The sequence below is a fragment of the Martinezella lusitana genome, assembly GCF_010668395.1.
GTDB classification, from domain to species: domain Bacteria; phylum Pseudomonadota; class Alphaproteobacteria; order Rhizobiales; family Rhizobiaceae; genus Rhizobium; species Rhizobium lusitanum_A.
The window spans coordinates 63620-76351 of the sequence record NZ_WUEY01000006.1; the positions used below are offsets into that span (position 1 = coordinate 63620).

Sequence of the window (12732 nt, forward strand, 5' to 3'; positions counted from 1 at the left end):
ATTGATTTCTTAAGTTTCGCGCTATCGCTTGTTGGGATTGCGCTTGATCTGATTCATGCGGTCCGGCAGCGCGCTGTCGTATTGGGAGATGCCCGACTTTACGCTCTTCGAACTTTCAGTCTTGGCAACGCCTGTCACGTAGGTTTGCAGCGTTCCGTCTTCGGCGACCTTCGTCTCAAAAGAAATGTGGAGGCCATCGACCTGCTTGCTTTGAGAATGCCTGGACAGGCCGGTGGCCATCTTGTTTCCGTTGGCCGCGAGCATTTTGCTGCCGTCGGGGAGGTACTGAGACGGGGGCACGACACTATTGGGTCGCGCAACGGGGCCACCATCTGCCATCTTCTGTTTTGGCTTCAGCAGGTCCGTTAGCCGACCGCGCTTCAGGTATTGTTGAAGCGCCATCAAGTTCTCGACGCCGGCATTCTTGGTGGACTGTTCGTCAAACACGAACTCGCCGTTGGAGAGCTTAACAAGCTTCTTGTCAGACCGCGGTCCACCCGGTCCGCGTACGGGACCGGGTTTCTGATCTTCGACGTCAACGGGACCGCCATCAGCAAGCCCCAAAAGACCGCCAAACAATCCCTTCCCTCCAAAGATGCCTCCAATAATCCCGCCAAGACCACCGCCAGACGAGCCGGTGGCGGCTCCTCCTGCGATGTTGCGAAAGCTCGACTTCAGGCTCTCGACGAGCGGCTCGACGATTAGGATTTGCACGACGAGCTTCTCGAGGTTCTTCAGAAGGTTGCCGAATGCATCATCGCCATCGAGCATGTCAGTGAAGAGATTTCCGATGGAGTCAGCCAAGCCATCCGTGAACTTGATCAAGCGATCGTTCTCGGTGGACTTCTGCAGTTGATCGGTGATCATCTGGAACTTGGCTGGAACTTGGTCCAGACGGCCGTCAGTTATTGCGTCGACATAGGCCTTAATCTCTGGTTCAGAGAGACCAAACTGCCGAGCCGTCTCGACGACTTTCTGCTGAAGGTCCGAGAGGAATTTCGTTGCCTCGCTGTTGCTCAGCTCATGAAGCTGGCGCGTGAAATTGCTATCGATCCCGACTTGAAGAGCGTCTTGTATTGCCTTGAATTTAGCGGGGATTTGATCCAGCCGGCCATCCGCGATCGCATCAACGTAGGCCTTGATCTCTGGCTCGGAAACCTTTGCGGAACGCGCAAACTCGACCACCTGTTGCTGAAGGTCGTTCAGCCCCTTCTCGTGGCCCGTCGCGACCAATTCCTTGACCTGTTTGGTCAGTTCGTTGTCGGTGCCAGCTTTCAGGATTTGCGAGATGGTCTTGAGCTTGTCCGGAACCTTATCCAGATCGCCGGAGCCGACCGCATCGGCGTATTGTACAAGCTCTTCGCGCGTGACGCCCATCGACTGACCGGTCTGCAGGACAAGCTGGTCGAAATCGCTCAGGGCCTTGACCTTGCTCTGAAGGTCCAAATCCTTCAGGCCATCGACCCACTTCTGCGTTGACTCATCCAAACGAGGCAGACCAGTGAATGTCTGGTCACTCGCTGTCTTGATCGTCTGGTCGGAATAATTGTTGAGGCTGGGCCAGCGCCCGCGCAATTTGCTGAGGCTACCGCCGGTCTGACGGATGAGCTCCTGCGCGATCCTATCCTGTGTCTCTTGATTGAAGGTCGTGTCGCCCGAGATCCCAAGCTGCTTCATGAAATCCTGGAGCGTGGTACGGGTGATCTGATAGCGCCCAACTGCGGACGAATTGTACAACGGGTCGCTGGACGGAAGAGCCCGCGTCTGATCGAGGATCTTGCTCTGAAGGGCGAGCACCTCATTGATCGTCATCTGGGTCAGATTGACGGGACCATCAGTGAAGCGGCCGTAGCCAAGCGTCTCGTTATATCCGCGGCCCTTATCTGTACCCTCGGTCGTGCCGATGAGATCAAGGAGCCCGCGCTTCGCCTGCTGGCTCGCATAGATCTTCTGCGCGGCGTCGCGGATGGGGCCGAGATCGACAAGCTTACCCGCCTTCTCCAACTCCTTGGAGACCTTGTCGACAATGCCTTTGATGGCAGTCTCATAAGGTGTGAGGTCCGCCTCGCGAACGTCCTTGTCGATCGTCGGCTGAGCTTCCGTCTTCAGCCGCTGATAATCCGTCATCGACTGATTTTCGGACTGCCGATACTGCTGGGCGGGATTCATGTTTGCCGCCCGAGCGGCATCCTGAATGCCCTTGACCCAGTCGTCCGTCGCCTTCTTCAGCGCATTGAGGCGCTCACCAAGGTTCACCACGGTCAACGCGATCGAGGCGATGTCCGGATTGGCCAGCGCCATGTTCTCAAGCGACTTGCGTGCCTCTTCGCTCATCGCCTTGTTCTTCACGATTTCATCGCGGACCTTTTTCAGGCTCGCCTTGATGCGATCGTTGCTGTCGAGAACTTTCGAAGAGGTCGAAAGGGCGGCATCGTATTCCGATTGAATTTGGTCCGTGCTCGGCCCGATCTGGCCCAGATCGATATTGCCAAGGCCATCCAGTGTCTTGGCAATGTCTTGCTGGAAATTTGTGAGCTCGGTCTGAAGCTTCGAAATGCGGATATTGGCGACGTCGTCCTTATAGGACTTCATGCCGTCCGCCGCCTTATCGGTCAGATAGCCGAGATCGGTGAGTTGTTTGGTGATCTTCTCGGTCTGCTGTGCCGAAGCAGCGGACTCGGCGGCGAACTTCGTCATCAGCGCCGTCGCCGCGACGAGGGCTCCCGTCATCACCAAGCCAGACCAGCCGCCGAAGAAATCGAGAACTGCACCACCAGCCCGGCGCAATACATTGAGACGCTGTTGGGCAACTGCAATGCGATTGGTCGTCTGGACCTGGCGTTCCAAAAGAACCTGAGCTTCCTTTTGAAGCTTGTTCAATTCCTCGGCCGCCACCGACTGCGCCTTCAATGCCGAGTTCAATTGGCCGATGTTCCCGCCCTGCGCGTCGGAAATCGCGGCGCTGGCCGTTTTCAGATTGTTCTGGGCAACAAGGATCTTCTGATCGAGATCATCGATCTGAGCCGACATCTTCGCTGCGGCCTTCCCGGTGAACGCTTCGTTTGTTGCGTCCGAAAGGGTTCGCATGCGCCCCTGCAACTCAGTGATCGAGTCCTGATAGGCCTGAATTGCCTTCGCTTCTGCAGCCAGCCGCCGATCCAACGTGGCGCTGCCGATATCGGCCGATGCGATCTTGGTACGATTTTCCTCCGCCAGCGAGAGCGCGTTGACGGCTTTCTCCGCCGCCTGCACAGCCTGGGTGTGCTTCGACATCGCGGCGGTAATCCCGCGCGTCGCGGCCTCTCCGGCATCGATGCTGGCGAGCTTCTTTTCGAGGCTGTCAATTTCCTTGTAGAGGGTCTGGGTGCTTTGAAGTGCTTTCTGCTGTTGGCCGAGCAATCCATTGTATTGCTTACCGAAGGCGTCATCGAACCCGCTCAGATCCTTGATCGAGCGAAGCTCAGAGATCTCAGACCGGACACCCTTGAGCCGCTGGGTTTGCGTTACGAGGGACTGGCGCCGGGCATCGATCTCACCATTGAGCTTGACCTTCGCCAGTTCGCGTTCCGCGGCAATAGCCGCCTGCGTCTCCGCCACCCTGCTGTTCGCCGTCGTAACGTTGCCGGCGGCGACACCGACCACCTGATCGGCACGCGACAGCTTCTGCGCCTGCTTTGCGCGGAGGGACTGTTCCTCGGCTGCAGCGGCCTGCTGAGCCTGGATAACCAGCGTCTGGTTATCGCGAACGATCTGCCGCTGCAGTTCGATCTGCCGTTGAAGGCGACCAATCTCCTCGTTCGAAGCGAGATTGAGCTTTTCCGCCAATGCCGAACGTTGCGTCTCGAGCTCACGCAACTTTTGCTGCGCCGTGAACTCCTTCTCCTTCGCAGCATTCACCTCGTTGGACTGCTTCACAGCGATTGAGTCGATCGCAGCATCGCGCGTCGACGAAACATTCGCCTTCTGCGCGTCGATTTCAGCGAGGTGCTTGGTGATGCCCTTCTGCTCATCGACATAGTCGCCGATCTGTTCGCGAATGCCGGCATTGGTCTTGCTGACGCCAGCGGCCACGCCCTGCCCCGTGAGCACCAGTTTTCGCGCCGCATAGAGCGCGACCAGGCCACCCGTGACTTTGGTGATGTATGGCATGATCTCGTCGAAGTTATCGGCGAGGCCCTTGATGGCGCCGGCGAGAGCTCGCGTGCCGCCATAGGCGTCATCGGTCTGACCGACATAGCGGAGGAAAGCATTATCAAGGAGGGTGAAGGACTGAGCGACAGTAGGGATGGTCTTCGCGAACTCGGCATCGATCTTGTCGCTTGCCTTGACGATCGCTTCTGTCACCTTCTGGGCGGTGAGCTCGCCAGCCTGGGACATCTTGCGGAGAGTGCCGAGATCGACGTTCAGTGCATCGGCGATGCCCTTGAGCAGAACCGGGGCATTCTCTGCTACCGAACGATATTCGTCACCGCCGAAGCGATTGGAAGCGATACCTTGGGACAGCTGGAGCGCCGCGCCGGATGCTTCCTGCGGGGTCGCGCCGCCGATCGCGAACGCCTTCTGGACGGTCTCAGTGATGCGCAAGAGCTTCTGCTGGGAATAGCCGTATTGATCGGTCGCGCGCGCGGTGCGTGCGTAAATCTGGGTCGTTGACTCGAGGGACGAGCGAGTGCGCTGGGATACCGCGTAAAGGGCATCCTGAACCGCCGCAAGCGACGAGCTCGAGTCCGTGACGGTCGAGATCTGGTTGCTCAGCAGCCGATACTTGTCGGCGGTCTGCACGAGATAGGCGCCGGTGAACGCGCCCGTGAACCCTGCGCCGGCGACCGCCGCAATTCCAAGCATAGCGGCCCGCAGACGGCCAACTTCATCTGTTGCCCGCGAGAGATCCTTCAGAGACTCGTTGGCGAGCTTGATCCGAAGGTTCGTCCCCATCTGTGTCCGCAGAGAGCGAACCGCATTGGAAGTATTCGCCAGAGACGAATTCATCCTTCGCGAGTCGCGCTCTACAAGATTGGCAACGTCGGTAAAACGGCGGCTGTCCCCAATATCGACATACAAGCCGATATGGATATTGCCGACTTCTCCAGCAGACATCCGGGCCCTATTCTCGCTTTTTGGGTTTCTTGGCTTTGTTGCCGCCGGTGAGGTGCTTGATGATCCCCAGCCATTGCTTGGGGTTCATGACCTCTTCGACGACGCCCCTCTTTTTCAGAAGGTCGTCGGGGCTCTTCGGGAAGTTCTTGGGAGCGTTGGTGCCCGTCGACGTGAGCAAGGCAGTAAGCCAGGCCGAATTGACGAGACGCTCATAAGAGTGCTCGCCGGCCAACTTGGCGTACTTAAAGATCTCAAATGGGGTGTAGCGGCGTACCTCGTCGGGCTTCAGTCCGACTCGGTATCCTGCTTCGTGGGCAGCTTCGATGAGAGGTAGGCCGCCATCTGAGGGTTTGCTTCGAGCCTGGACTGGAGGTCATCCAGCTCCTTCTCGACCTTTTTCCGCTCAAATTCTTGCTGTTCAGCCCAGTCGCGGCCGTGGATGGTCAGGAAGAGAGCATCAAGAATTTTGATGTTCACTTCCTCCAACGTCAGTCCCCACGGGAATGCCGCAAGGATGCCGTCGTCGTTCGCTGCGCACGCAATGCAGAGCTTGTAGGTCTTGACGTCCACCTTCGCGAGCTTGCTGATCACGACATTGATGTAGTCATCTCCCACGGCAGCCTGAAGGCGTTCCAGCGCGTCGACCGAAAAGCGGATGAAGGCACCCTCACCCGCTTCCGGAATGGCCACCTCGCCGCGCGATTTATTTGCCGGCTTATCCATCGGCCACCTTAGTTATCGACTTCGCGCGGTGCACCCGACGGACGAATGGTGCACTGCTGGGTCATGATCGCCTCGGGTGAAATGTCGATGTTGCCGAGCTGCGAAACGAACGCGTCCGCCTCGAGGCTGATCGGGAGGCCGATGGCCTGGGTGTTGATGCGGAAGGTAACGAGCTCGCGTGCCTCGAGCTTCGCGCGAAGGCCGGTGGTCCCGCTTTGCGTCGGATCGGTCGGATCCCACTGCATCGTAAACGTCCACTCGTCGGCGCTCTTCAGGCCGGCGATGAATTCCTGGTAGAAGTTCGGCGAATTCAGGTGGGTCGCATCGATGGTATTGAGCGTGACGCCACCGACGCTCATTGTGGTGACGTTGGCGACGGTGGTGAAGACTTCCGGCGACGCGCCGTCGCCAACCTGCATGGTAACGCCGATACCGGCCTTACCAGTGGACTTCTGGCTCATGATTCTCTCCTATGGTGGGATTTGCCAAAAAGGCGCACGAAAAAGGCCGCCGTTGCCGGCAGCCTGAACGGGCCAGAGGCCGCGTTAGTGATCTGTCAGAGACAGAGCGTTATTGAATTTTGCGGAGATCGAACGTGGTATCGCCGGTCCGCTCGTGAACCCAATGATCAAGGCCGCCCCAGGGCTTGTATTTCCACTCGCCATGATCACGGCTGGCTGCAGCAGCCTTCTTCGAGACTTTGGTCGTCTCGGGAGCGGCAGAGGTTGCCGCCTCGGTTATTTCCCGCGCGGCCCCTTTTTCATCCTCGCTATTTTGTCCGTCATTGTGTTCCATATTGACCTCCCGAAGGTAGTGGGCACCTTGTTCGCCTCCTCATCGAAAGAGGGCAAAAGCGATGGATGAGCTCGAGCGCCTGGATGATCGAAGCCGCCGCGAAAATTTGGCTGGTGGTGGGGAGCGGTACCGAACTCGACCAGATGGAGCAGGTACCGCGCTCGCTTGGTGGCGCCGAGCTTGTAGATGAACTTCGTCTTCGATGACCCGCTGCTCTTTTTGACAACGATTCCTTCGTCGACATGGCCGCCCTTGCGCGGAGACTTCGGCTGCGGAAAGCCAGGATACTTGCCGAAGAAGTTCCGATTTTCTTTCAGGCGTTGGATGGTCTTATCGAGCATCGGCTTGAGCGATTGGGTCGCAGCCTGATCGACCTCTGCCTTGGTCGGCCCCTTCGCCAGTTCACGTAGGTTGGCGATCAATTCCTTGTCGCCCGTGATGCCGGACTTCTTAAAAGGCGCCATCTGTCACCCCTTCGCGCGCCACCAAATGAAGAATTGCTTCACGTCACGGAATGCGGTTTGCGTGTCATTTTGGTCTGAAAAGTCGACGTCGGCGAACCGAATATCGACATCAATGAAGTCGGCGATGGAGCGCTTGGTAATCCCGCTCAGGCACCCCATAACCGCATCTCCCAGCTTGATGGAGGTGAGCGCTTCATCAGTGATGCACTCTACGGTCAGCCTTTCCCGGTAATATTTGCCGGGTGCATTCACCAAACCGTGGTCTTTTGAACCCACCTTGTTTGTGACGATGTATGGTCGCGTGGCGCCCTGCGGCGCCTGAATCGGGTATATGCGATTGCTCGCGATCGCCTTCACCGACGCATCCCGGGCTAACAGGTAGTTTGCGATGATGATGGAAGACATCAGGTTTCCTCCACCAGGATGTCAAACGCCGGTAGATCCTCGTGGAGGCCGCTGGCGTCAGTCACACCAATCTCGACGGAGAAAGCCCCCGGCGTGGACGGAGTCCCTGAGATGATTGCCGTGACTGGGTCGAGAGCAAGACCTGGAGGTAGCCCGCTTGCGACAAGAGAATAGGGTTGGGTTCCGCCGGCAACGTCTATGGCCAAGTCGTCGTATGGTTGGCCGACGATACCTGTCGGGATCATCGTCAATATCTGCGCAAGCAGCGCGGTCCCGCCGAGCGCGCCGTCCTGAAGGGTCGCTTCGATCACGCAATCCCACTGCTTTTGGCCATCGGGCAGAATGGCCTTGATGTCATAGGTGTTGCCCTCGTGGAGGATCTTCATCGCGGCATCGAGGCCCCTCACCTCGTCATACCGGGTCCGAAACTGCCAAACATCCTCCGCGTATCGCTTCTTGCCGACGGGATCGAATTGCTCCTTGCCGCGCTTTAGTGTCACTTCACAGAAAATGTCCGGACGCCAGTCTTGCCAGACGAAGTTCGGTTCATTGGCTGCATTGGTGCCGACTTGGACGCGGCGCCGCACGGTCATCAGGTTCCATTGACTGCCAATTCGCATTGAACATTCCTATGAGGTCGCCACGCGACGCCGATCACAGCCAGTCGTCGTAGGACACCGGGATTCGCAGAGCAGCGCGCAGACTGTCGATACCGAACTCCACCTTGCGATTGATTTGCATTTGGCGGGGCTCCATGATTGTAGCCTCCGGGTTCTCCATCATGTGAGCGGCAAGGATCTTGACGTATCGCTTGATGTTCAGGGGGAACTGTGTGTAGCCCGCCTGATAGGTCACCGAAACGCCCCTGGGGCGTGCCGGCAGTGGGGGCCAACCTTGAACCGCGTAGACTTCCGGCACCAAAGAGTCTGTCACTATGTAGGCTGCCGGATCCAGATTGTTCGGCGGGCTCGACCCATCCTCAATCGTTATCGCGTCGAGCGAAATCAGATCCGGGTATGGAAGCTGGATCGGTCTGCCGTCGGCCGGAAACGAGCTCAAGTACCGTTTGAGCGTACAAGGCAGGACCATTCTGTTGAGCTCGCCAGACAGGCCATGGATCTTATCGACCGCCTCTTTGAGCGCATCTGACATATTCGCCACCCAGTCGGCGTTGTTTCGCAACGTCGAAGAGAGGTGTAAATGGCGAGCGAACTCAGCAACGGAAACGATATCCAGCGCCGTCTTCGTTGGCGGAGTGACGATCTCAATGTCCAGCATATGTCACCGAGTGGTGTAAGAGCCGTTGCGACGCCCGGCGACGATGTCGCGTGTCACCTGAGGGATACCTTTCACCGGCTGAACCGGTCGCGGCTGAACCGGAGTCTTTTCAGTAGCCATCGCCACCTCCTGGAACTCGAAGGGCGGATTGAGCCGCCCTTACGAGGGGACTTCATCGCCTCAGAGGGCGTCGACGGAGCCGATATTGACCGGCGACTTCGTGATCGGCTGGCGGTGATCGCCGAAGAAGACGAAGTCCATATGCCAGGCGGCGGTATCAGTTGCACCGGCTGACAGGTTGGGTGTCATCTGCCCCCGGATGAATTCGCGCGCTCCGGAGAGATCTACGTCGATCTCAAACGTACCCGTCTCCGTGGATCCCCCGGCTGCGCCGGTCGCTACAACCGTTGCCGGCACAGATGCGCCGAAATCAGCCGCGCCAAGGCCGGTGCCGTCGAGTGCATCCTGAAAATTACCGGCAAAAGTCAAAGTGGCTCCTGCGGCAAGCGTCGTCGTGAAGCTGACGATCAGTTTGGCCGAAAGGGCGATACCCCCCTCGCTCATTCGCGACTGCCAGGCGGAGTTCACCTCTACCGCGTCGCCCGCCCCGGCGGCTACCACGGCGTTGTTTCCAGAGCCCCGGGCGGTCCGAGCGAAGGCACCCCCGTTATGAAATTCTGCGCGCATGGATTTTCTCCTTCATGCGTTCATCCGACTTTGATCGGCGATTGATGGTGGTGGCTTATTCAGCCGCGGAAGCAGCGCGGCGCGCTACCTCTTCCTGGATGATGTCGCGAGCGACTTCGGCAGGCTTCTTGTCTGCGATTTCCGGAAGCTCGCCGCCAAGGAGCGACCTCGCGAGCGCGATCTTCGTGGCGTAGTGCAGATCTTCCCAGTTGTCGGGAATCTGCACGACGCCATCGACCTCGAGCGGTTCCAGTGGAACGGATGGCGCCGGAGCGGCTACATCCGTGGTTTCGACGCCTTCCGGTATGTCGGCGAGAAAAAGCGAACCCTCGGCGACGCCCTTGGCGGCGACAGTCGGTGACACACCAAAAACCTTGGTGTCGTGCTTGGTGTGAACCGGCACAAGGCCGGTCTTCTTTACGACCCTCATTTAGGCCCTCCTTCAAAAAGGGTTGGGGTCTTATCGACCCCAACGTACGCCTTCGAGCACAGCGACCGACTCCAGGTAACGCATGTCGACGTCCGCCTCGGCCGAAGCCTTGATGAGCGTGAGATCGTTCTGGAAAGCCGAGACGGCGACACCATCCTTGACGAAGGTGGCTTCCGTGGAGACGGAGAAGGAAATTGAGGTCCCCTCGCCGAACAGAACATGTCCGAATGCGACCAGCATGATCTCGGATTCGTCCGTCGTGCCGCCGCCGTTTGCAGGAACCTGCGTGGTGACAAACACCCGCTTGTTGCGCCACGTCGGAGTGGCGTTCTGCAGCTCGGGGTAGTAGCGGTTGCCGTTGCCGTCTCGGAGGTTCTGGAGGTAGATGAACGTCGTCGGGTTCATCACCCAAGCCGCGCCGAGCATCGGCAGGTTAGCATTCATCATCGACAGTTCGAGCGCGGATGCATCTTCTTCGAGCTGAGCGATGGACGGCGACACGCCACCCTGGGCCCCCTTGCGGAAGATGCCGGGGATCTTGGTGATCCCGAGAGGCTGGTTGACGGTGCCGGAGCCGTAGTATGCGGCGCGATCGAGCTCGACGCCCATGGACTGCGACATGTCCATCTCGACCCACGCGCGGACATCCGGCAGCGAGAAGCGAATGATCTGGTTGGTCAACGGAACCAGCGAGTCCAGGAACTTCGTGGTCATGTTGATGTCTTTGAAAGTCGGCTGGCTCGTTGCCACCGGCTTTCCTTCACCGCGCCAACCCGCGGTCGCGCCAGAGGCGGCGGCCGGCACCTTATAGTTTCCGCCAACCAGCGGGACACGACGCGGACCGGCCTGCAGGAAGGTGGTATTCGGGCGAAGAATGTCGATGATCTCATTCGCCATATTCTCCGGAACGAGAACACCGCCCGAGGCCGCGGAACCGGAGTTCAGCGCGCGCTTCTTATGCGCGTCGGCGAATTCCTTGGCGACGTAGCCGAAGCCGGCTTCTTCCATAGCCTTGAAGGTCGCGGCCGCCCCCTTCATGCCGGTCTCGATATGAGCCTTGGCCATACCGGCAACCATCAGACCGATCTTCTCCGAGGTGGACAGCTTCTGTTCGGGCTGGGCCGGAACCGTACGCTGCTGTTCGTTGATCGGAGTGTCCGCGGGAAGCGCTGCTCGAGCCTTGGCTGCCTCCGCCTTTTCGAGGATGCCGATGCTCTTCTCGACGTCTTCGATTTCGGTGGTCTTGGTTTCGATCGCCGTGATGTCTTCGGCGGTCAGTGCGTCCTTTACGGTGAGGACATCGAGTTCGCCGGTGAGTGCCTTCAGCCGGGCGCGAAGCTGTGCCAAGTTCATGGATTGTTCTCCTATATGGCAATAAAAAAGGCCGCCTTTCGGCAGCCTGTTGGTCCCTTCGGTGTGCCCGGGAGGGAGTTCTGTGATCCGGCGGGACTATTCCGCGGCGATCATTCCTTTGCTGATGAGGCGCTCACGAAGAGCGGCCGCATTCGCCTTGGCGGCAGCAATCTGTGCCACCGTCGGTGGCTCTTTGATTTCGGGCTGAATATCGACGACAGGATCCCTCTTTTCCGGGGCCGGCTGTTGTTCCTTGGATTTGCCGAAGAGTTTGCCGATCTTGCCGATGACACGATCAACAACTGACTCGAGCTCCTCGACCTGCTTCTTCGTCTGATCAATATCGGAGCCGACGGAGACCTTGATCTTCAGGCTGGGGACCTCTTTGACGACGTCTTTCTCCTCGTCCAGATCGCCCTCATCTACGTCCTGGACTTCGGAATCGTCCTGGTCGTCCGGTTCGTCCTCGTCTTCGGAGGATTCATCGGAATCCTTGACGAGTAGGAAGCGCTCTGCCTTCGCGCCGCGGATCATGCCGCTCACGCCGTGATCGGTCAGGAACTCCACAGCGAGAGCATGGGCCCCTTTGAATTCCCCCTCGAGAACGATCCAGCTGGCGATGATCTCGCCGGTGTCCTTCGACCAGAACTCGAGCACATCCTTGTTTTCGGAGTGAGCCGGATCGAGTGCAACCTTTGCACCGACATAGGCCTTGGCTTCGTCATCCGAGGTCGCCGCAATCTTCATGTCTGTCGGCGCCACGAATTTTGTGTTGGGCAGCAAGGACTTGTCGACGATAATCGAGGTGCGATGGCCGCCGAGCTCGAAGTGCTTCTCCGCATAAGCGTCGACCGGGACCAGGAGACCTTCCGGGGTCTTGGTGTAGGTGTCGAGAATATCTTCGATGAGATCTCGTGCTAGTTTCATGTCGCCGCCGGCGTCCTTCACGAGAGCGTCGGGCTGCGCCGGGATCGGCACGAGAGAGCATTCAATCAGCTCGCACTTGTTGAAGCGGAAGCCGCCGGTCCAATCCTCGTCTTCGTCGAGGATGAAATCGACCTCGTTCCAGTCCGGGATGAATCCGATCGAAACGGTGCGGATCGAGCCGGCCTTAACATGGCGGGCTGCGCGGTCCGCATCCTCATCCGTCCCTTCCGGGAGAAAGTTCAGCACGCCTTCGGTGCGCTTCGGACGTCCGGAAAGAACCTTGGTGACAGCGGACCAATTGCCGATCGGCCATGCCCTGCTGTTGTGGAAAAGCAGCCCCTGCGGATTCGCTTCGAAGTTCGTCGTATCGATGCCATTCTGAACGACGATATCGCGATAGCGATCGACATTCTCGGTCGACATGATGAACCGGGCGCTGCGTGTGTCGTCGTTCCAGGACGGCGGAGCCCGAAATCCCTTCACAACCGCGACGCCGCCGGCGACGTCCTTCACATGCTCCTTGCGCTTGGCGCGGGCCTCGTCGGCCGAAGCCTTCTTGAACTTCAAAGCCAT

13 protein-coding genes and 1 pseudogene are annotated in these 12732 nt (G+C 58.7%); all 14 read right to left on the reverse strand.

Annotation, left to right across the window (positions count from 1 at the left end):
• Positions 1 to 21 precede the first annotated feature (21 nt).
• The 14 genes and pseudogenes from GR212_RS15315 to GR212_RS15375 all read right to left on the reverse strand — a co-directional run bounded on the left by GR212_RS15315 (position 22) and on the right by GR212_RS15375 (position 12732).
• The gene (locus GR212_RS15315) at positions 22 to 3825 is read right to left on the reverse strand and encodes a hypothetical protein (protein ID WP_246725778.1); all 3804 of its coding nucleotides are present in this window, start codon (positions 3823 to 3825) and stop codon (positions 22 to 24) included.
• A 450-nt stretch (positions 3826 to 4275) separates the two neighbouring features.
• A pseudogene (locus GR212_RS37710) lies at positions 4276 to 5097 on the reverse strand (tape measure protein); the annotation flags it as partial.
• A 7-nt stretch (positions 5098 to 5104) separates the two neighbouring features.
• Positions 5105 to 5329 (reverse strand): hypothetical protein, encoded by a 225-nt coding sequence (locus GR212_RS15320; RefSeq protein WP_163987440.1) that lies wholly within the window; start codon positions 5327 to 5329, stop codon positions 5105 to 5107.
• A 53-nt stretch (positions 5330 to 5382) separates the two neighbouring features.
• Entirely contained in the window at positions 5383 to 5820 is a 438-nt protein-coding gene (locus GR212_RS15325) for a hypothetical protein (protein WP_163987441.1), read from the reverse strand.
• 8 nt (positions 5821 to 5828) lie between these two features.
• On the reverse strand, positions 5829 to 6281 hold the full coding sequence (locus GR212_RS15330; RefSeq protein ID WP_163987442.1) for a phage tail tube protein: 453 nt from the start codon (positions 6279 to 6281) through the stop codon (positions 5829 to 5831).
• Positions 6282 to 6390: 109 nt separating this feature from the next.
• On the reverse strand, positions 6391 to 6615 hold the full coding sequence (locus GR212_RS15335; protein WP_163987443.1) for a hypothetical protein: 225 nt from the start codon (positions 6613 to 6615) through the stop codon (positions 6391 to 6393).
• The gene (locus tag GR212_RS15340; RefSeq protein ID WP_163987444.1) at positions 6558 to 7079 is read right to left on the reverse strand and encodes an HK97 gp10 family phage protein; all 522 of its coding nucleotides are present in this window, start codon (positions 7077 to 7079) and stop codon (positions 6558 to 6560) included. The genes GR212_RS15335 and GR212_RS15340 overlap by 58 nt, the downstream gene beginning before the upstream one ends.
• A gap of 3 nt (positions 7080 to 7082) precedes the next feature.
• A complete protein-coding gene (gene gp17 / locus GR212_RS15345; RefSeq protein ID WP_163987445.1) occupies positions 7083 to 7484 on the reverse strand; it encodes a tail completion protein gp17 in 402 nt (133 codons plus the stop codon).
• Positions 7484 to 8077, reverse strand: coding sequence for a phage head completion protein (locus tag GR212_RS15350; RefSeq protein WP_163987446.1), 594 nt, complete (start codon positions 8075 to 8077; stop codon positions 7484 to 7486). The genes gp17 and GR212_RS15350 overlap by 1 nt, the downstream gene beginning before the upstream one ends.
• 61 nt (positions 8078 to 8138) lie before the next feature.
• A complete protein-coding gene (locus GR212_RS15355; RefSeq protein ID WP_163987447.1) occupies positions 8139 to 8762 on the reverse strand; it encodes a hypothetical protein in 624 nt (207 codons plus the stop codon).
• Positions 8763 to 8942: 180 nt separating this feature from the next.
• Positions 8943 to 9449 (reverse strand): hypothetical protein, encoded by a 507-nt coding sequence (locus GR212_RS15360; RefSeq protein ID WP_163987448.1) that lies wholly within the window; start codon positions 9447 to 9449, stop codon positions 8943 to 8945.
• Between the two features lie 55 nt (positions 9450 to 9504).
• Complete coding sequence (locus tag GR212_RS15365; protein WP_163987449.1) at positions 9505 to 9879, reverse strand: hypothetical protein; 375 nt, start codon at positions 9877 to 9879, stop codon at positions 9505 to 9507.
• Positions 9880 to 9909: 30 nt separating this feature from the next.
• A complete protein-coding gene (locus GR212_RS15370) occupies positions 9910 to 11232 on the reverse strand; it encodes a phage major capsid protein (protein ID WP_163987450.1) in 1323 nt (440 codons plus the stop codon).
• Between the two features lie 96 nt (positions 11233 to 11328).
• Positions 11329 to 12732 carry an HK97 family phage prohead protease gene (locus GR212_RS15375; protein ID WP_163987451.1) on the reverse strand — a complete coding sequence of 468 codons (1404 nt, stop codon included), beginning with the start codon at positions 12730 to 12732 and terminating at the stop codon, positions 11329 to 11331.

What these genes read in the sequence shown, in the direction of transcription:
- GR212_RS15370 (WP_163987450.1), bottom strand. Translation starts at nt 11,232, where the DNA reads ATGAACTTGGCACAGCTTCGCGCCCGGCTGAAGGCACTCACCGGCGAA.
- GR212_RS15355 (WP_163987447.1), bottom strand. Translation starts at nt 8,762, where the DNA reads ATGCTGGACATTGAGATCGTCACTCCGCCAACGAAGACGGCGCTGGAT.
- GR212_RS15335 (WP_163987443.1), bottom strand. Translation starts at nt 6,615, where the DNA reads ATGGAACACAATGACGGACAAAATAGCGAGGATGAAAAAGGGGCCGCG.
- GR212_RS15375 (WP_163987451.1), bottom strand. Translation starts at nt 12,732, where the DNA reads ATGGCTTTGAAGTTCAAGAAGGCTTCGGCCGACGAGGCCCGCGCCAAG.
- GR212_RS15350 (WP_163987446.1), bottom strand. Translation starts at nt 8,077, where the DNA reads ATGACCGTGCGGCGCCGCGTCCAAGTCGGCACCAATGCAGCCAATGAA.
- GR212_RS15365 (WP_163987449.1), bottom strand. Translation starts at nt 9,879, where the DNA reads ATGAGGGTCGTAAAGAAGACCGGCCTTGTGCCGGTTCACACCAAGCAC.
- GR212_RS15330 (WP_163987442.1), bottom strand. Translation starts at nt 6,281, where the DNA reads ATGAGCCAGAAGTCCACTGGTAAGGCCGGTATCGGCGTTACCATGCAG.
- GR212_RS15325 (WP_163987441.1), bottom strand. Translation starts at nt 5,820, where the DNA reads ATGGATAAGCCGGCAAATAAATCGCGCGGCGAGGTGGCCATTCCGGAA.
- GR212_RS15340 (WP_163987444.1), bottom strand. Translation starts at nt 7,079, where the DNA reads ATGGCGCCTTTTAAGAAGTCCGGCATCACGGGCGACAAGGAATTGATC.
- gp17 (WP_163987445.1), bottom strand. Translation starts at nt 7,484, where the DNA reads ATGTCTTCCATCATCATCGCAAACTACCTGTTAGCCCGGGATGCGTCG.
- GR212_RS15360 (WP_163987448.1), bottom strand. Translation starts at nt 9,449, where the DNA reads ATGCGCGCAGAATTTCATAACGGGGGTGCCTTCGCTCGGACCGCCCGG.